We start from the raw sequence: 18,512 nt of genomic DNA on the forward strand, positions 1-18,512 counted from the left end.
TCGGCGCCGAGTTCGTCGCCATCGTGGGCGACCTGTCCGGCTATCTGGACGCCGGCCGCCTGGCATCCCACGCCGGCCTGGCCCCGGTCGCCCGGGACTCCGGCCGCCGCACCGGCAACTACCACCGGCCCAAGCGCTACAACCGGCGCTTGCGGCACATCTTCTACCTGGCCGCCCAGACCGCCATGATGCGGCCAGGCCCGTCCCGGGACTACTACCTCAAGAAACGCGGCGAAGGGCTGCTGCACACCCAGGCCCTGCTCGCGCTCGCGCGCCGCCGGGTCGACGTGCTGTGGGCGATGCTGCGTGACAAGAGGCTCTTCACCCCCACCCCGCCGGTCACGCAGACGGCTTGACACGATCATTGAGATTCCTTCTGCTCTGCGATGACCCCTTAAACGTACACAGCTGACTGTTTAGAGTCCAGGGGGGGTCCTTGCCTTCGAGAGGTGAAGGCTGCGCGCTACTTGACGGTGAGCCTTCACCGCCCCAACACTTCCGTACGGGCTCAGAGAGCGCTCTCAATCGGTCTCGACCGACCGGGCCCCGCAGAAAGGCGACACCACCCCTTCCCCCGCTTCGGCCTGGCGTTCACTTTGCGAAGCCAGACGAGAGGACCCCCATGCGAAGGACGACCGCCCTCTCCCACCCCCACCCCCGCCCCCGCCCCCGTGTCCTCGCCCTGCTCACCGCGGTGGCGCTGACCCTCGCCGCCCTGCTCGGCCTGGCCGCCACCGCCGGCCCCGCGTCCGCCGCGGCCGACTACACGCAGAGCGCCACCCAGCTGAACGCCACCCAGCTGAAGATCGCGTTCACTCCGACCACGCCCGCGCTCTACGTGGACCTCCACTACCTGGTCAACGGGGCGAACCAGCAGAACGTCCGGATGACCAACGCCTCGGGCACCTGGACCTGGACCGTCAGCTCGCTCGCCACCGGCAACGCCGTCGAGTACTGGTTCACCTACGAGAAGAGCGGGCCGCAGTACGACAGCCCGCACTTCACCTTCACCATGGGCAGCACCGGCACCAGTCCCACGCCGACGCCCACTCCCACTCCCACGACCTCCGGTGGCGGCACCAGCTGCCCGGCGCAGTCCGACACCCCCGACTTCGGGCCCAACGTGCACGTCTACGACCCGAGCATGTCCAGCGCCACCATCCAGTCCCAACTGGACGCCCACTTCAACCAGTTGAAGGACACCCAGAGCGCCCAGTTCTCCGAGAACCGGGTCGCCGACCTGTTCAAGCCCGGCACCTACAACGTCAACGACAACGTCGGCTTCTACACCTCGGTCGCGGGCCTGGGCCAGAACCCCGACGACGTCACCATCAACGGCAACATCACCGTCGACGCCTTCAACGCCTCCGACGCGGGCAACGCCACCCAGAACTTCTGGCGCTCCGCCGAGAACCTGGCGATCAACCCCGGCGGCGGCACCAACCGCTGGGCGGTCGCCCAGGCCGCCCCGTTCCGCCGGATCGACGTGCACGGCAACCTGGCGCTGTACCCGGCCAGTTACGGCTGGGCCAGCGGCGGCTACGTCGCCGACACCAAGGTCACCGGGCAGGCCGCCTCGATCTCGCAGCAGCAGTGGTACACCCGCGACAGCAGCCTCGGCAGCTGGGACGGCGGGGTCTGGAACATGGTCTTCTCCGGCGTCCAGGGCGCCCCGGCGAACACCTTCCCCAACCCCCCGGAGACCACGCTGGCCACCACCCCGGTCTCCCGCGACGTCCCCTACCTGTACGTCGACGGCTCCGGCCGGTACCGGGTCTTCCTGCCCAGCCTGCGCACCAACGCCACCGGCCCCAGCTGGGCGTCCGGCAGCACCCCGGGCAGCTCGCTGCCGATGAGCCGGTTCTACGTGGTCAAGGCCGGGGACACCGCCGCGAGCATCAACAACGCGCTCTCCCAGGGCTGCAACCTGTTCGTCACCCCCGGGGTCTACCACCTGAACCAGACCCTCAACGTGACCCGGGCCGACACCGTGGTCCTCGGCATCGGCTACCCGACCTTCGTCCCCGACAACGGCGTCAACGCGATGCAGGTCGCCGACGTCGACGGCGTCCGCCTCAAGGGCCTGCTCTTCGACGCGGGCACCACCCGGTCGGCCGCCCTGCTGACCGTCGGCGCCACCGGCTCCACCGCCAGCCACGCCACCGACCCGACCACGATCCAGGACGTGTTCTTCCGGATCGGCGGCGAGGTCGCGGGCAAGGCCACCACCAGCCTGGTCGTCAACAGCAACAACACGATCGTCGACCACATCTGGGCCTGGCGCGCCGACCACGGCAACGCGGGCACCGTCGGCTGGACGGTCAACACCGCCGACAACGGCGTGGTCGTCAACGGCAACAACGTCCTGGCGACCGGCCTGTTCGTCGAGCACTACCAGAAGTACGAGGTCACCTGGAACGGCCAGGGCGGCCGGACGATCTTCTTCCAGAACGAGATGCCGTACGACGTGCCCAACCAGGCCGCCTGGATCTCACCGACCGGCGTGAACGGCTACGCCGCCTACAAGGTCGGCACCGGCGTCACCAGCCACGAGGCCTGGGGCCTGGGCAGCTACTGCTACTTCAACGCCAACCCGGCCGTGAACGCGTACCACGCCTTCGAGGTGCCGAACGCGGCGGGCGTGAAGTTCCACGACGTGCTCACCGTCTCGCTCGGCTACCAGGGCACCATCTCCCACGTCATCAACGACACCGGAGGCGTCACCCCGTCGGGGACCGTCCCGGTCAACGTGGTCGCCTACCCGTAAGCCAACCCCGCCCGCGGCCACCCGCGGCCACCCGCGGCCACCCACGGCCGACCGCCCGGCCCCGGACGCCAGCGTCCGGGGCCGGGCGGTCGGTGGCCCGGGGCTACGGGCGCCAGGTGTCGGCGGCGGTGAAGGTGCCGGTGGGCGGGGTGGTCACGGTGCGGTTGGCGCCGCCCTCCCAGACCACGCTGCCGTCGGGGTTCTTGATCAGGTACTTGTACTCGACCGGGGTGTTGGGCGGCAGCTGCAGGGCGGCGGTCCAGGTCGGGTAGCTGCCGGAGCCGGTGGTCAGCGGGACGGCGGCGGCCGGGTTCCAGCCGCCGAGCTCGGCCAGGTTGCCGGTCAGGTAGACGTTCTGTCCGTAGGCGGTGGTGGCGGCGACGCGGAAGGTCGCGGCGACCGGCGCGCCGCTGCCGACGTTCCAGCGGTCGTTGATCGCGGTGATGGTGGTCGTCGAGGCGGTCACCGAGCGGTTGGGGACGCTCTCCCAGGTCACGGCCCCGGTGCTGCTGCGGATCAGGAACTTGTACTGCGCGGTGGTGCCCTGGATGACCTGGACGTAGCCGGTCCAGGACGGGTGCGTCTGGGCGGTGGTGTGCAGCGGGACGGCCGCGGCCGGGTCCCAGTTGCCCAACTGCGCAGTGTTACCGCTGATCAGGACGGTGTCGCCCGGGTTGGTCACGGCGGAGACCGTGACCGATATGGTCGCCTCGGCGGTGGCCGCGCCGGCCGGTGCGGCGGCGACGAACAACCCGGTCAGCAGGGCGGCCACGAGCAGCAGCGGACGCCACCAGGCGGTGGCCGTGGTGCGGGGCGGTGCGGTGGTCATGGGTGTTCCCGTCTCTTCTCCGTCGGCACTGACGGGGCGTCAGCGCCCGTTGATCACAACACGAAATCAACGGAAGAGCGGCCGGTGCTGCTCGGTTGGCATCAAGTTCAGGTCATCATTCGGGCCTTGCCGAGCCTTTGCCTTCAAGAAGTGGATGGAGCGCCTTCGGGCTGGCCTGCCAGCAGGGTGGCGGCCGGGTTGATGCCGCGGACATCCGCCGGTGCGTCGGGCGACACCCGGACGTAATGAAAACCCTTGCTGCAAGATGGCGCAAAACTTTTCAGTCCGGGCGGGCCGAGCGTGCACCTCCGCGCCCCGGGTCCTGCCGCCCGCCGTCGGGAGGCCGTCGGGCAGGATGGCCGCCATGAATGACGACCCCGTCCCGTTCCTGCGGGCGAGACTCGACGAGGACGTGCACAACGTCGTGATGATCACCTCGCTCGCTCCCCCGGGCACCGACGTGATCCTCGGCAGCACCATCCCGATGATCGACACGGTGCACGCGGTCGCCGACCTCTACGCGTCGGTCGCCCACCTCGACCCGTCGGGCGCGGTCCCCGCCGGTGCGGACTTCGAGGCGGGCCGGGCCGCCGGTCTCGGCGAGGCGGTCCGGCTGCTCGCCCAGATCTACGACGACGCCCCCGGCTACCGCGAGGAGTGGCGCCCCCGGCCCCCGGCCCCGGGGCGCGGAGCGGTGAGCGGTGCCGCCCCGCGACGGGGCGTCAGTCGCTGGGCGGGGTGGTGGCGGTGAGGTGACCCCACCGGACCAGGCGGTGCAGGGAGGTGAACTCGGGGGTGCGGGTGGTCAGGGTGAGGTAGTGGCCGGGGGAGGTGTAGTCGGCCTGGGCGGGGACGGGGTCGAGGGCCGCGTAGTTGTCGGCGTCGGTCTCGGGGAGTTCGCGGTCCAGGGCGTAGGTGTGGACGGCCGTGGGGGTGCGCAGCACGACCAGGTCGCCGGGTTCGAGGCGGTTCAGGTAGCGGAACGGTTCGCCGTGGCCGTTGCGGCGCGCGGCGGCTGCCGGTCCACGACCGGCCGGTGCTGTTCGCCGGGTTGCTGCCCGCCGCGACCGGCCCGCTGCGGGGCCGGAGCGGAGGAGTTCGTCCACCTGCCGGCCGGGGCGTACGAGGAGGTCCACGTGGTCGACGCCGCCCGGTGCACCGTCACCGCCTGCGTCCCGTCCGGGCTGCCGGCCCCCGCGTACCGCTCCCGGCCGGTCAACGTGGTCGCTGCGGGGCGGGAGGGGGACCGCGAGCTGTTCGCCCGGTGAGCCGGGGTGAAGGTGCGCGGGCGGGGCCGACCGGTCCGCTGAGCGGGGCGGTTGCGCATGGGGCCGCCCTCCCGGGGCTGCGGTGGCTCTTCCGGGAGGGCGGAGCGGGAAGGGGGTGCGGGCCGGTCAGTCGTGCGGGACCAGCACCACCGGGGCGGTGCTGTGGTGGACGGCGGCGTGGACGACCGTACCGAGGCGGCTGCCGAACAGGTGCGGGTGGCGGCCCAGGACCAGCAGGTCCGCGTGCTCGGCCGCGGCGACCAGGGCGCCCGCGGCGCCGCCGAGGTGCGCCTCCACCTGCAGTTCGACGTCCGGGTGGGCGGCCCGGGCGGGGGCCAGGAGCTGGTCCAGGTCGGCCTCGATCCGCTCGTTCTGGCGGTCGGCGTCCGGGTCCGGCGGCAGCCAGCCGGGCGCGGCCGCCAGCAGCGGCACCATGTCCCACCCGTGCACCGCCCGCACCCGGCCGCCCGAGCGGGACGCCTCGGCGAGCGCGAACTCGACGGCGGGCAGCGAGGATTCGCCCGACAGCCCGACCACGATCTCCGGCCGCTCCAGCGCCGCGACGGGCGGAACGACGGACGGGGCGACCGGTTCGGCGGTCACGGGCTCGGTGGTCACGGGATCGGCGACCACGGTGGTGGCCGCCCCGGCGGCCGGGACGGTCGGGACGGTCGTGGCGGTCGGGACGGCCGCCAGGGCGTCCGGCGCGGGCGGGGCGGCCAGGGCGCCGTCCGGCGCGGGTGCCGCGGCCGCCGCCGACCGGGTGTCCGGGGTCACGGCGGGCTGGGCGTCCCGGTCGGCGGGGTGCTCCCGGACCAGGACGACCGGGCAGGCGGCGCGGGCTGCGACCGCGAGGGCCACCGAGTTGCCCAGCAGGTCGGCGACGGCGCCCGGGCCCTGGGAGCCGAGGACGGCCAGGTCGTAGTGGGCGGCGGCCTCGACCAGCATGTCGGCCGCGTCGCCCGCGGCGGCCTGGGTGGTCACCACCAGGTCGGGATGGGCGGCCAGGACGTCCGCGGCGAGCGCCTCCAGGTCCTCGTGCTCGGCCTGCTGGACCGGATCCGCGGCCGGGCCCTCCGGGTCCGCCGGGCCCAGCCAGGGCCACACCCGCAGCAGGGTGAGCTCCGCGCCGCGCCGTTCGGCCTCCGCGGCCGCCCAGCGCGCGGCGGCCCGGGACTGCGGGGAGCCGTCGTACCCGCTCACGATCTTCTGCGTCATGGTCACGTCGGTTACGTCGGTCACGTCGGTCACGTCCCCTTCTCGCACCGGACGGCGCCCTGCCGCCCGTGCGTCGGGCGGCTACCCCGGGGAGCGGCGGGCATGCCGGGCCGGGTGTCCGGCGGCGAGAGGCGGGGGGCGTCAGCCGTGCGCGGTGTCGATCACGCAGAAGCGGTTGCCGTCCGGATCGGCCAGCACCACGAAGTCCGGGGCCGGCGGGTAGCTGTCCCACTCCACCCGCCGGGCCCCCAGCGCCACCAGCCGCTCCACCTCGGCGGCCTGGTCTGCGGCGTCCTTCGCGTAGAGGTCCAGGTGCACCCGGGGGTGCTCCTGGACCGGGCTCGTGCTGCGGCCCAGCGCCAACTGAACCCCGCCCTCGTGCGGCGGCAGCAGCACCGCCCACCGCTCGTCGCCGTCCCCGCGCGGGACGTACCCCAGCGCGGCCGTCCAGAACGCCACCGCCCGCGGCACGTCCGCCACGCCCAGCACCACCGAACCCATCGTCAGCATGCGTCCATCATCCCCGACTCCGGCTCAGCGGAGCGGGCGGCGGGCCGCCAGCAGCTCCGGGAGCGGGGCCGCGACGAACTCCAGGCCCTCCTGCGCGGCCTCCGCCGCCAGCGCGGCGGCCTCGGCCGGCCACATCGGGAACTCCTCCCGGACGCTGCGCACCGGTCGGCCCGCCCGTTCCACCCGGTAGTCGAAGACCATCCGCAGCACCCCGCGGTCGGGCACCCGGGTCACCTCCGCCCGGTAGCTGTCCGCGCCCATCCGGACCGGGCCGAGACCGGCCAGGTCCTCGACCCCGTCCGGGACCGCGCTCGGCGGCGGGTCGAACAGCAGCACCCCGCCGGGCACCAGGGCCCGGGCCGCCGCCCGCCACAGGGCGCGCCGGGCCGCCGGCTCCACGCACCCCACCACGTTGGCGGCGACGGCCAGGTCGGCGACCGCGTCCAGCCCGGCGTCCTCGGCCCGGCCCGGGTGGACCGTCAGCCGGGCCCGCCGGTCCGCGCCGAGCGCCGCCGCCCGGGACATCAGCACCGTCCGCATGGCCGCCGCCGGTTCGACGGCGTGCACCGGCACGCCCGAGGACTCCAGCAGCACCTGGGTGACGATCCCGGTGCCCGCGCCGAAGTCGACGATCCCGTGCCGGGCCCGGCCCGCCGCCGCGGCGAACCACCGCTGCGCCCGCCGCCGGTCGGGCTCCGCCTGCAACAGGTCGTAGAACTCGGAACTGACGGCGTAGTCGGTCTCCTCCGGCGCGCTCATGCCGCCCACCCTGCCGCACCGGGCCGGTCCACGGCGTCCGGCCGCGCGGGGGAGCGCGGGTCACTCACCATGGCTGCGCAGCGTCTCCTTGACCTTCGCGATCGCGAAGCCCCAGCCCTGCCCGACGGTCGGCTCCGCCGGGACGGCGATCTCCTGCGGGTTGGTCAGCACGTCCAGCAGCACCGGTCCGGGCGTCTCGAAGGCCCGCCGGACGCCGTCCGCCAGCTCGTCCGGGCCGGTGACCCGGATGCCGGTCAGGCCCAGCGCCGTCGCCACCGCCGCGAAGTCGGGGTTGTCCAACTCGGTGCCGAACTCCGGCAGCCCCGACTGCTCCTGCTCCAGCTTGACCATGCCGAGCCGCCGGTTGTCGAACACCACCAGCTTCACCGGCAGCCGGTGCGTCCTGATCGTCATCAGGTCGCCCAGCAGCATGCTCAGCCCGCCGTCCCCGCAGAACGCCACCACCTGCCGCTGCGGGTACAGCAGTTGGGCGCCCAGGGCCTGCGGCATGGCGTTGGCCATCGAGCCCAGGTTGTAGGAGCCCAGCAGTCGCCGTCCGCCGCGCATCGTCACGAAGCGCGACAGCCAGACGGTCGCCATGCCCGTGTCGGAGGTGAACACCGCGTCGTCGGCCGCCGCCGCGTCCACCGCCGCCGCGAGCGCCTCCGGGCGGACGTCGCCGTCCCGGTTGTCGAACGCGCTGCGCAACCGGCCCAGCAGGCGGCGGTCGTGCCGGGTGTCGGCCAGTTTGCGCTGGCCCTCCTGCCAGTCGGCGAAGCGCCGCACGGCCGCGTCCAGGTGCGAACGGTCCTCGACGGCCTCCAGCAGCGGCAGCAGTGCGGCCAGGGTGGCGGCCGTGTCGCCCGCCAGGCCGACGTCGACCGGGGTGCGGCGGCCGAGGTGGCGCTCGTCCAGGTCGACCTGCACGGTCCGGCAGCCCTCCGGGTACCAGTCGCGGTACGGGAAGTCGGTGCCGAGCAGCACCAGCGTGTCGCAGGAGGACAGGGCGTGCGCGGCCGCCGGGTTGCCGATCAGGCCGGTCTGGCCGACCTGGTACGGGTTGTCGTCCTCGAAGCCCTCCTTGGCCTTCAGGGTCAGCACCATCGGCGCCGCCAGCCGCTCGGCCAGCTCCCGCACCTGCGCACCCGCGCCCCGGGCACCCCGGCCCACCAGCAGGGTCACCCGCTCCCCGGCGTTGATCAGCTCCGCGGCCCGCCGCACGCCCTCGTCGTCGGGACGGGTCACCGGGCGGGTGCGCGGGAAGCGCGCCGGGCGGTCGTCGGTCAACTCCCGGTCGCCCAGGTCGCCGGGTACGGTCAGCACCGCCACACCGCGTTCGGCCAGCGCCGCGCGCACCGCCGCCTCCAGCAGCCGGGGCAGTTGGTCGGGGGAGGAGACGGTGGCCCGGAACACCGCGACGTCCCGGAACAGCAGGTCGTTGTCGACCTCCTGGAAGTAGTCGCCGCCGATCTCCACCGACGGCACCTGCCCGGCGACGGCCAGCACCGGCGTGCGGCTCTTCGCCGCGTCGTACAGGCCGTTCAGCAGGTGCACCGAGCCGGGGCCGACGGTGCCCATGCACACGCCCAGGTTCCCGGACAGCTGCGACTGGGCACCGGCGGCGAAGGCCGCCGCCTCCTCGTGCCGGCAGCCGACCCACTCGATGCCCTCGGTGGTGCGGATGGCGTCCGTCAACGGGTTCAGGGCGTCGCCGACCACGCCGAAGACGTGCCGGACCTCCAACTCCCGCAGGGCGTCGACGATCACGCGGGCCACGGTACGTGCCACGGGTAACTCCTCCTCGGGGAACGGGGGGTCAGACGGTGAAGCGGTCGGGGTCGGCCTGGTGCCAGTCGCGCGCCCAGGACCGCGGCGGCTGCGCCAGCAGGCGGCCCGGCGCCATCGACGGGTGCAGCTCCGCGTACGAGCGCACCGTCCGCTGGTCCAGGCGGCGGCGCAGCATCTCCGGGTGCAGGTCGGCCGGGTCGTCCACGCCCATCGCCGCCATGATCTGCAGGGCGCTGCGGACCGTCGCCTCCTGGTAGCGGGCGACCCGCTGCGACTTGTCGCCCACGTGCAGGGCCCGGGCCCGGCGCGGGTCCTGGGTGGCCACGCCGACCGGGCAGGTGTTGGTGTGGCAGCGCTGCGCCTGGATGCAGCCGAGCGCGAACATCATGGCGCGCGCCGCGTTGGTGTAGTCCGCGCCCTGCACCAGCCGCTTCACCAGGTCGCTGCCGGTGGCGACCTTGCCGCTGGCGCCGATCCTGATCCGCTCCCGCAGCCCGGTGCCCAGCAGCGCGTCGCGCACCGTCAGCAGGCCCTCGGTGAGCGGCATCCCGACGTGGTCGGCGAACTCCAGCGGGGCCGCGCCGGTGCCGCCCTCGGCGCCGTCCACCACGATGAAGTCGGGGGTGACGCCCTCCGCGAGCATCGCCTTGCACACCGCCAGGAACTGCCGCCGGGAGCCGACGCACAGCTTGAAGCCGACCGGCTTGCCGTCCGCCAGCTCCCGCAGCCGGGCCAGGAAGAGCACCAGTTCGCGCGGGGTGGAGAAGACCCGGTGGTACGGCGGCGAGACGACCGTCTCGCCCTGCGGCACGCCGCGCACCCGGGCGATCTCGGCGTTGACCTTCGGACCGGGCAGCACCCCGCCGATGCCGGGCTTGGCGCCCTGACCGAGCTTCAGCGACACGCACTTCACCTGCGGGTGGGCGGCCTTCTCGGCGAACTGCGCCGGGTCGAAGCCGCCGTCCCGGGTGCGGCAGCCGAAGTAGCCGGTGCCCAGCTCCCAGACCAGGTCGCCGCCCGGTCGCAGGTGGTACTCCGACAGGCCGCCCTCACCGGTGTCGTGGGCGAAACCGCCCAGCGCCGCGCCCGCGTTCAGGGCCAGCACCGCGTTGGCCGACAGCGAGCCGAAGCTCATCGCGGAGACGTTCAGCAGCGCCATGTCGTACGGCCGGGTGCAGTCCGGCCCGCCGATCCGCACCCGGGGCGCCCGCTCGGGCACCGCGACCGGGGCCAGCGACGGGACGAGGAACTCCCGGCCGGGCTCGTACACGTCCAGCTCGGTGCCGAAGGGCTCCTCGGCGTCGGTGCCCTTGGCCCGCTGGTAGACGATGCTCCGGACGTCCCGGTCGAACGGGCGGCCGTCCACGTTGCGCTCCACGAAGTACTGCTGCACCTCGGGCCGGACGGCCTCCAGGACGAACCGCAGGTGGCCCAGCAGCGGGTAGTTGCGCAGCACCGAGTGCCGTCGCTGCAGCACGTCCCACACCGCCAGCACCGCCAGCGCCAGCAGCGGCAGCGCCAGGAACCACCAGTACGGCGACACCGTCGCCGCCACCACCGCGGCCGCCGCCGCCCCGCACACCCACCAGACCACCCACAGGAATCTCAGCACGGCCGCCGTCTAACCCGGATCGCCCCGTCCAAGGCACCGGCCGCGGACCCGGCTCGCCGGGACCGCGGCCGAGCGAGGTCGGCCTGCCGGGGCTGGGCCGCGCGGGTGAGTGTGGGGCTTCCCGGGGGCGAGGTCCCCGGGGCGGGTGGGGGCGGGTGCCAGAGTGACCGTGGCTTCCGATCATCAGACCGAGGGCGGTGGACAGGTGTCCCGTGGCACACCCCGATCCTGGCGGGCCGCGGCCCTGCTGGTGGCAACCCTCCTGCTGGCACCGGTGGTTCCGGCCGCCGCCGAGCCCGCCCCGGCGCCCCCCGCCGGGGCGGAGGCCGGGTTCGACCGGTTGGTCGGGGACGTCGAGGAGGCCCGGCACGCCGCCGAGACCGCCGAGCAGAACTACACCGCCGCAGCGGGGGAGTTGGCGCGGCGCCGACAGCTCTCGGCGGACGCCGCCCGGCAGGTCGGCGAACAGCGCGCCCGGCTCGACGAGGCCGAATCGGAAGCGGCCCGGCTGGTCTCCGAGCAGTACCGCAGCGGCGGACTCGGCTCGCTGGCCCGGCTGTTCCTCTCCGACGGCCCCGAGGACTTCCTCGACCGACGGCAGCACGCCGCCGCCGACTCGCGCAGCGCCGCCACCGTCCTGCGCGACCTGCGCGAGGCCCGCGACCGGATGGCGCGGCTCGCCGAACAGGCCGCGCGGGCCGAGAGGTCGGCGTCCGACGCCGCGAACGAGGCCCGGCGCTCGCTGGAGCGGGCCGAGGACACCGCCGCCCGCACCGGGCAGTTGCTCGCCGCCGCCACCGCCGAGCAGCTCGGCCGGCTGGAACAGCTTGAGAACGCCCTCGCCGACGGCGCCGCCCGGCAGTTGCTCGCCGCGGGCCCCGGCGGCGGAGCCTCCGCGGCCGGGCGCCGGGCCGTCGAGTTCGCGCTCGCCCAGCGCGGCAAACCGTACCTGTGGGGCGGCACCGGACCGGACGCCTACGACTGCTCCGGCCTCACCTCGCAGGCCTGGCAGGCGGCCGGCGTCCCGATCCCGCGCACCAGCCAGCAGCAGTGGGCGGGACTGCGCCACGTCGCCCTGCGCGACCTGCGCCCCGGCGACCTGGTCATCTACCACGCGGACGCCGGCCACGTCGCCCTCTACCTGGGTGGCGGCACCGTCGTCCACGCCCCGCACACCGGCACCGTGGTCAAGCTCGCCCCCCTCGCCATGCTGCCCGTCCTGGGCGCCGTCCGCCCCGACCCGGACGCCCCGCCGGAGGCCGCGCCGCCGGAGGCCGCCCCGCCCGCCCTGCCGCAGCCCGCTCCGTCCCCGTTCGCCGCGCCCGCGAACCGGAGTTGACGGTTCAGGGCGCCACCGGGCGGACGGCGGCGCCGTCCTCGGCGCGGGGGTTGGCGCCCTCCCAGTGGAAGACCAGGCGGCCGGTGCCGCCGGGCGGGGTCAGGGCGATGCCGGTGACCTTGAACTCGGGGCGGCCGTCGGTGCCGCGGGGCCGGTAGTCGATGACGACGCGGGCGGTGCCGCCGGGCGGCAGGGTGACGGTGCGGACGGGGGAGGCCGGGCTGCGGGGCAGGGTCCAGGTGCCGGTGTCGCTGAGCAGGTCGACCTGCGGGTAGCCGGTCATGGTGCAGGGCGCCGGGCCGAGGTTGGTCAGTTCGATCCGTTCGGTGGCCCGTTCGCCGGGCGGCGCGCTGACGGTGGCCCGCAGGTCGTCGGCGGTGCAGCGGCCGCTGCCGTCGCGCACCGCCTCCACCGGGATCACCGTGGCGGCGGTGGCGGCGGTGGCGGCGGGCGGGTGCGGCAGGGCGGCGGGCGCGGCCGGGAGCGGGGCGGCGGGGGCCGCCTCCGCGCAGGCGGTCAGGGCGAGGCCGAGGGCGGGCAGCAGGACGGCGGCGGGCAGGCGGCGCAGGGGCATGGCGGTGGTCCCACTCGTGGTTCGGCGGCCCGGGCGGCGGGGGCCGGTGAGAGCGGGCCGGGAGGCGTTCCCGGCCCGGCGGTGCGGCCATGCTGGCGCAGGCCGATCAACATCGGATCAACGCCCGCGGGCGGCGGCCGCGGAGCCTGTAATTCCGCAGTAACGGCCGCTCCCTACCTTCGGGGCATCCTGCTCCCCCCTGGAGGACCCCCCGATGCACCTGCCCCGACAGAACCGGCGCAGAACGGCTCTCTGGGCCACTGCCGCACTGACCGTGACGGCCGGCCTCACCGCTGCGCCGCCCACCGCGCTGGCCGCCGCCCCCACCCCGTCCGGTTCCGCCACCGTCCAGGTGGACCCGGCCCTGACCGGCGCGGTGGCGGGGGGTCAGGACGCCACCTTCTTCGTGGTGCTGAAGGACCGCGCCGACCTGGGCACGTCCAAGGGCAAGGGCTCGCACGCCGAGCGGGCCGAGGCCGCCTACCAGGAGCTGCGGGACACCGCGCGGCGCAGCCAGGGCGCGCTGAAGAAGTTCCTGGACGAGCAGAAGGTCGGCCACCAGGACTACTGGATCGCCAACGCCGTCCAGGTCACCGGCGACGCCAAGCTGGTCGCCAAGCTGGCCAGGCGCGACGACGTGCAGAAGATCGTCAAGGCGCAGACGTACCACATGGACGACGTGCAGCTGTCGGCCACCGGCTCCACCGACGCGGGCGACGGCACGCCCGAGTGGGGCGTGAAGGACATCGAGGCCGACCAGGTGTGGTCGCAGTACGGCGTGCGCGGCGAGGGCATCGTGATCGCCAACGTCGACTCCGGCGTGCAGTACGACCACCCGGACCTGGTCGCCGACTACCGCGGCAACAACGGCGACGGCACCTTCACCAACGACTACAACTTCTACGACCCGACCGGGAACTGCGCCACCCCCAGCACCCCGTGCGACAACAACGGCCACGGCACCCACACCATGGGCACCATGGTCGGCAGGAACGGCATCGGCGTCGCCCCGAACGCCAAGTGGATCGCCGCCAAGGGCTGCGAGTCCTCGCAGTGCTCGGACGAGTACCTGCTGAAGGCCGGCCAGTGGATCCTGGCGCCGACCGACCACAACGGCGACAACCCGCGGCCCGACCTGGCGCCCAACATCGTCAACAACTCCTGGGGCGGCGGCGACACCACCTTCTACCAGGACATCGTCGAGGCCTGGAACTCCGCGGGCATCTTCGAGGCCTTCGCGGCGGGCAACGACGGCGACGGCGCCACCTGCTCCACCGCGCACGCCCCCGGCTCGCAGGCCCCGTCCTACGGCGTCGGCGCGTACGACGCGAACGGCAGGATCGCGAACTTCTCCGGCTTCGGCCCGTCCCTGGTGGACGGCTCGGCCAAGCCGAACATCTCCGCCCCCGGCGTCAACGTCCGCTCCACCTGGCCGGGTTCGCAGTACATGGCGGAGTCCGGCACCTCGATGGCCACCCCGCACGTGGCCGGCGCGGCCGCGCTGCTGTGGTCCGCCGCGCCCAGCCTGATCGGTGACATCGAGGGCACCCGCGCGCTGCTGAACCAGGGCGCCCGGGACGTCGACGACACCCACTGCGGCGGCACCGCGGGCATGAACAACGTCTGGGGCGAGGGCAGGCTCGACATCCTCAAGTCCGTCGACCTGGCCCCGCACACCGCCGTGAACATCACCGGCAAGGCCACCGACCGGACGACCGGCGCCCCGCTCGGGGGCATCACCGTCAAGATCAGCTCGGACGCCACCGGCACCCGCACCGTCACCACCGCCCCCGACGGCTCCTACCGCCTCGCGCTGGCCCCCGGCAGCTACGACATCACCGCCTCCGGGTACGGCTACGCGACCTTCGAGCTCAAGGGCCTGACGGTCGCCGCCGGGCAGCCGCAGACCGTCCCGCTGGCGATGACCGCCGTGCCGACGCACGCCGTCACCGGCACCGTCCTGGACGTCACCGGCAAGCCGCTCGCGGGCGCCGTCGTCGAGCTCACCGGCACCCCCGTCGCCTCCGTGGTCTCCGGCCAGGACGGCTCGTACGACCTGGGCGAGGTCGCCGAGGGCAGCTACACGCTGACCGTCGAGCCCGCCCGACCGGTGCTCTGCAACGGCGTGTTCACCGGCCCGCTGGCCGTCGCCGCGGACGTCAGGAAGACCGTGCGGACCCCGGCCCGCACCGACAACTCCGGCACCAGCTGCGCCCCGACCGCGTACAGCTGGGTCAAGGGCAGCAGCAGGGTCGCGCTCAGCGGCGACGAGGACGCCAAGACCGTCAGCCTGCCGTTCCCGGTGACGTACTACGGCGTCAAGTACACCAGCGCCGCCGTCACCACCGACGGCCTGGTCAACTTCCTGGAGCCGCGGATCGGCGACTACGCCAACACCGCGCTGCCCACCGCCTACAAGCCGAACGGCGTCGTCGCCCCGTTCTGGGACGACCTGACGATCGACAAGAAGGCCACCGTCACCACCGCCACCACCGGCACCGCGGGCACCCGCACCTTCGCCGTGGTCTGGGACAACGTCCCGCTGGTCTCCGACAGTTCGAAGCGGGTCAGCTTCGAGGTGCTGTTCGACGAGGCCACCGGGGCCATCACCTTCCAGTACCAGAACGTGCCCGGGGCGGGCTCCGGCGCCACCGTCGGCGTCGAGAACCAGGCCGGCACCGACGCCCTCCAGTACTCCTTCGACCAGGCCGTCCTGACCAACGGCTCGGCGATCCGCTTCACCCAGGGAGCCAAGTGATGACCACCCACCGCAGAGCCCTCCGGCTCGCCTCCGGCCTGGTCGCCGCGGGCCTGGCGCTGACCGCCGCCCCGTACGCGCTGGCCGCCGACGGGACCGACGGCGTGATCAAGCTGACGGACCGGCAGGTCGAGGAGCTGGGCGCCCGGTTGAGCGCCGACGCCTACCCGCGGGCCGCCGCCACCGACAGCGCCGAGACCGCCCCCGCGGACGGCACCGCCACCGGCAGCCACCTGGACGCCCACGCGCCCGTCACCTTCACCGCCGCCTCCGCCCTGGAGGGCGTGCGCGGCATCGCCGCCACCGTCCCGGCGGGCTCCGACGGCAGCTACTTCACCGTGCACAGCCTCGGCAACGTCCAGCTGCACAAGGCCGACGGCTCCACCGCCTGGGCCCGCACCAACGGTTCGCTGTACGCCGACTGGCAGGTCACGCCGCTGCGGCCGTGGGACACCGAGCCGTACCCGGCGCACATCCCGGTCGCCTACAACCCCTTCACCCCGTTCGGCGGCGACGCCGTCAAGGGCTACGACACCGCGGACCTCACCGGTGACGGCGTGCCCGACCTGGTGATCGCCGCCTCGGTCGGCCGGAACCCCTACCGGCCGTTCACCTCGCCCGGCTCCGCGCTGACCTACGGCTCCTTCGTCACCGTGCTGGACGGCTCGACCGGCAAGACCCTGTGGTCGAAGCTGTACGCCTCCACCACCCTCGTCCGGGTCGTCAACGGCACCCTGCTGGTCTCCGACGCCCCGCGCGACAACACCGGCGCCCCGCGCACCGCCACCGCCACCCTGACCGGCATCAGGTTCACCCACGCCGACGGCAAGCTGACCCCGGCCGCCACCTGGACGTACGACACCGGCGAGAGCGGCACGGCGTCCTGGGGCGACCTGGTCGACCTCGGCGGCGGCAAGGTCGCGGTCTCCTTCGACCGGCGCGGCACCACCACCGCCGCGGGGCGCGGCACCACCTTCGTGCTGGACACCGCCGACGGCTCGCTCGGCTGGCGGACCGACAGCGACCGGTACGGCCGCCAACTGCGCCTGGACGCGGGCCGGGGGCGCCTGGTGGCCGTCGAACAGCCCGACTACACCCAGCAGGTGGCGTACTCGGTGGTCGCCTACGACCTGGCCGACGGCGCCCGCACGGTGCTCGACACCCGGGTCAACGTCCTGCCCACCGCGTTCACCGTCGGCGACCTGGGCGGCAACGGGGGCGCCGAGTACGCCGTGGCCGAGGACACCCTCGACCCCGGCATGTACATCAACTCCAGCACCGTCCGGGTCCTGGAGGGCGACGGCTCCACCGTCCGCTGGACCTCCACCACCAAGCGCGCCACCGCGGGCGGCGACGGCCCCAGCACCTGGCAGCTCGACACGGTCGACGGCTCGCTGATCGCCACCTCCCAGGACGGCCGCGACGTCGAGGGCGCCGCCAACGTCTCCGGCCTGCGCTACGGCGCGGTCACCGCCTACAACGGCAGCGGCAAGGTCCGCTGGCAGGTCAACGGCACCGGCGCCTCGCCGCGCCTGCAGCAGGTCGACGGGGGCGTGGTGCGCACCGTCGACCAGCAGCAGAACGTCCACACCTACAACCTCGGCAACGGCAAGCAGAAGAGCCTCACCCCGCTGCAGGGCGACCTGAACTACGCCGCCGCCACCGACCTGGACGGCGACGGCAGCCAGGACGTCGTCGCGGGCGGCAACTCCGACGGCGTCTGGGCCTGGTCCGGCCCCTCGCTGCTCACCGGCACCCCCGAGCAGCTGTGGCGGGCCACCGTCCCCGGCGAGGTGCACGCCGTCGCCACCGGCGACGTCAACGGCGACGGCAAGCCCGAGGTGGTGGTCGCCGCCGACACCGCCACCGTCGTCCTGGACGGCCGCACCGGCCAGGTGCTCGCCACCGTCGACGGCGGCGGCAAATACGTCCGCTCGGTGACGCTGGCCGACCTGGACGGCGACGGGAAGTCCGAGATCCTGGTGCCGACGGACGCGCTGCGCGCCTACCGCGGCGACGGCACCCCGCTGTGGACGTACGGCGCCCCGGCCGGCTCCGGTGACGTGGTGTTCTCCGACGCGGTGGTCGCCGACGGCCGGGTGCACGTCCAGTACGCCGGTCTGGGCGCCATCCAGCGCACCGACTCCGTGCAGAACGGCGTCGCCCTGGACGCCGCCAAGGGCACCGTGCTCTGGCAGGCCGACCCCGTGGCGCCCGCCCAGGCCGCCGGCCGCAAGCTGTACGGCGCGCTGCTCGACCACGCCGTGTTCGCCTCGCCGAAGATCCCGTACGCCGACGGCCACGCCGTCGTGCACACCTGGATCGCCCGGGTCGACCCGTCGGGCAGCGGCAGCGACGCCGCCGCCACCCCGGCCGTCATCGTGGAGATCCGCGACGGGCGCACCGGCGCACTGCTCCACCAGTTCGTCTCCGGCAGCCCCTGGTCGCACGGCGACTTCTTCACCGGCGACGACGGCGACGGCCTCAACCTGGTCAGCTTCGGCACGCTGCGCCAGTTCCTGGCGGGCGGCGACGACCGGCGCACCTCCACCACCGCGCCGCTGCGCACCGCGCAGTTCGTCACCGGCCCGGACGGCAAGAAGCTCGTCGTCGGCGGCGTCGAGGGCGGCGTCGCCGCCTACGACCCGGCCTTCATCGGCGACGGCGGCGTCTTCCACGCCGCGACCGGCCTCGGCAACGCCCGCGGCGGCCGCAACTACCTCGCGGTCGACCTGGACGGCGACGGCAAGGAGGAGATGGTCTCGCTCAACTTCGACGCCCTCGGCGTCAACCGGGCGGCCGAACTGCTCGGCGGCGGCGTGCTGTCGATCGACACCGGCATCCACCGGATGACGACGTTCAAGCTCTCCTGAGCCCCCTTTGAGCCCCTTCACCGGACGTCCGCAGAACGGTCCGAACGGGTAAAGGGCCGGTACCCCACAGGCTCCCGCCTGTGGGGTGCTCGGCTCGTTCGTGTACTCTTACCGGCCTTATGGGCGCACGAGAGACAAACCGGACGGACACCGCACCACCCCCCATGCTGCGCCTCTACCTCTTCGACGGATTCCGGGCGGCCCGCGACGACGGGCC

At 74.0% G+C, this 18,512-nt stretch carries 15 protein-coding genes; 7 read left to right on the forward strand and 8 right to left on the reverse strand.

What is annotated here, in order from left to right; translation table 11 throughout:
• Positions 1 to 356 (forward strand): transposase (locus ACFY00_RS17355; protein WP_388032299.1); only part of this gene is annotated, 356 nt, incomplete at its 5' end.
• A gap of 266 nt (positions 357 to 622) precedes the next feature.
• Positions 623 to 2,767: a hypothetical protein gene (locus ACFY00_RS17360; RefSeq protein WP_388032301.1), complete on the forward strand. Its 2,145-nt coding sequence runs from the start codon at positions 623 to 625 to the stop codon at positions 2,765 to 2,767.
• A 103-nt stretch (positions 2,768 to 2,870) separates the two neighbouring features.
• On the opposite strand, the gene ACFY00_RS17365 is transcribed toward ACFY00_RS17360, so the two are convergent.
• Positions 2,871 to 3,596 (reverse strand): carbohydrate-binding module family 20 domain-containing protein, encoded by a 726-nt coding sequence (locus ACFY00_RS17365; RefSeq protein ID WP_388032303.1) that lies wholly within the window; start codon positions 3,594 to 3,596, stop codon positions 2,871 to 2,873.
• A 364-nt stretch (positions 3,597 to 3,960) separates the two neighbouring features.
• Here ACFY00_RS17365 and ACFY00_RS17370 point away from each other — a divergent pair, with 364 nt between their 5' ends.
• On the forward strand, positions 3,961 to 4,347 hold the full coding sequence (locus tag ACFY00_RS17370) for a DUF6221 family protein (RefSeq protein WP_388032305.1): 387 nt from the start codon (positions 3,961 to 3,963) through the stop codon (positions 4,345 to 4,347).
• Here the strand turns inward: ACFY00_RS17370 and ACFY00_RS17375 are convergent.
• Positions 4,319 to 4,732, reverse strand: a complete 414-nt coding sequence (locus tag ACFY00_RS17375) for a sortase domain-bontaining protein (protein WP_388032307.1) — start codon at positions 4,730 to 4,732, stop codon at positions 4,319 to 4,321. The genes ACFY00_RS17370 and ACFY00_RS17375 overlap by 29 nt on opposite strands.
• On the opposite strand from ACFY00_RS17375, the gene ACFY00_RS17380 reads away from it, so the two are divergent.
• Positions 4,733 to 4,864 (forward strand): hypothetical protein, encoded by a 132-nt coding sequence (locus tag ACFY00_RS17380; protein ID WP_388032309.1) that lies wholly within the window; start codon positions 4,733 to 4,735, stop codon positions 4,862 to 4,864.
• Positions 4,865 to 4,990: 126 nt separating this feature from the next.
• Here the strand turns inward: ACFY00_RS17380 and ACFY00_RS17385 are convergent, their stop codons facing one another.
• The 5 genes from ACFY00_RS17385 to ACFY00_RS17405 all read right to left on the reverse strand — a co-directional run bounded on the left by ACFY00_RS17385 (position 4,991) and on the right by ACFY00_RS17405 (position 10,748).
• Entirely contained in the window at positions 4,991 to 6,115 is a 1,125-nt protein-coding gene (locus ACFY00_RS17385) for a universal stress protein (protein ID WP_388032311.1), read from the reverse strand.
• 108 nt (positions 6,116 to 6,223) lie between these two features.
• Positions 6,224 to 6,592 carry a VOC family protein gene (locus tag ACFY00_RS17390; RefSeq protein WP_388032313.1) on the reverse strand — a complete coding sequence of 123 codons (369 nt, stop codon included), beginning with the start codon at positions 6,590 to 6,592 and terminating at the stop codon, positions 6,224 to 6,226.
• A 24-nt stretch (positions 6,593 to 6,616) separates the two neighbouring features.
• Entirely contained in the window at positions 6,617 to 7,351 is a 735-nt protein-coding gene (locus ACFY00_RS17395) for a class I SAM-dependent methyltransferase (protein ID WP_388032314.1), read from the reverse strand.
• A 60-nt stretch (positions 7,352 to 7,411) separates the two neighbouring features.
• A complete protein-coding gene (locus tag ACFY00_RS17400; protein ID WP_388032315.1) occupies positions 7,412 to 9,139 on the reverse strand; it encodes a thiamine pyrophosphate-dependent enzyme in 1,728 nt (575 codons plus the stop codon).
• Between the two features lie 28 nt (positions 9,140 to 9,167).
• Positions 9,168 to 10,748 (reverse strand): FMN-binding glutamate synthase family protein, encoded by a 1,581-nt coding sequence (locus ACFY00_RS17405; RefSeq protein WP_388032500.1) that lies wholly within the window; start codon positions 10,746 to 10,748, stop codon positions 9,168 to 9,170.
• Between the two features lie 208 nt (positions 10,749 to 10,956).
• Here ACFY00_RS17405 and ACFY00_RS17410 point away from each other — a divergent pair, with 208 nt between their 5' ends.
• Complete coding sequence (locus ACFY00_RS17410; protein ID WP_388032317.1) at positions 10,957 to 12,090, forward strand: NlpC/P60 family protein; 1,134 nt, start codon at positions 10,957 to 10,959, stop codon at positions 12,088 to 12,090.
• A 4-nt stretch (positions 12,091 to 12,094) separates the two neighbouring features.
• Here the strand turns inward: ACFY00_RS17410 and ACFY00_RS17415 are convergent, their stop codons facing one another.
• On the reverse strand, positions 12,095 to 12,664 hold the full coding sequence (locus ACFY00_RS17415) for a DUF4232 domain-containing protein (protein WP_388032319.1): 570 nt from the start codon (positions 12,662 to 12,664) through the stop codon (positions 12,095 to 12,097).
• Between the two features lie 214 nt (positions 12,665 to 12,878).
• Here ACFY00_RS17415 and ACFY00_RS17420 point away from each other — a divergent pair, with 214 nt between their 5' ends.
• Both ACFY00_RS17420 and ACFY00_RS17425 read left to right on the forward strand, forming a co-directional pair.
• Positions 12,879 to 15,422, forward strand: coding sequence for a S8 family serine peptidase (locus ACFY00_RS17420; RefSeq protein ID WP_388032321.1), 2,544 nt, complete (start codon positions 12,879 to 12,881; stop codon positions 15,420 to 15,422).
• Positions 15,422 to 18,295 (forward strand): FG-GAP repeat domain-containing protein, encoded by a 2,874-nt coding sequence (locus tag ACFY00_RS17425; RefSeq protein ID WP_388032323.1) that lies wholly within the window; start codon positions 15,422 to 15,424, stop codon positions 18,293 to 18,295. Before ACFY00_RS17420 ends, ACFY00_RS17425 begins: the two co-directional genes overlap by 1 nt.
• Positions 18,296 to 18,512 lie beyond the last annotated feature (217 nt).

The organism is Kitasatospora sp. NPDC001540, from assembly GCF_042894345.1.
Lineage (GTDB): Bacteria > Actinomycetota > Actinomycetes > Streptomycetales > Streptomycetaceae > Kitasatospora > Kitasatospora phosalacinea_C.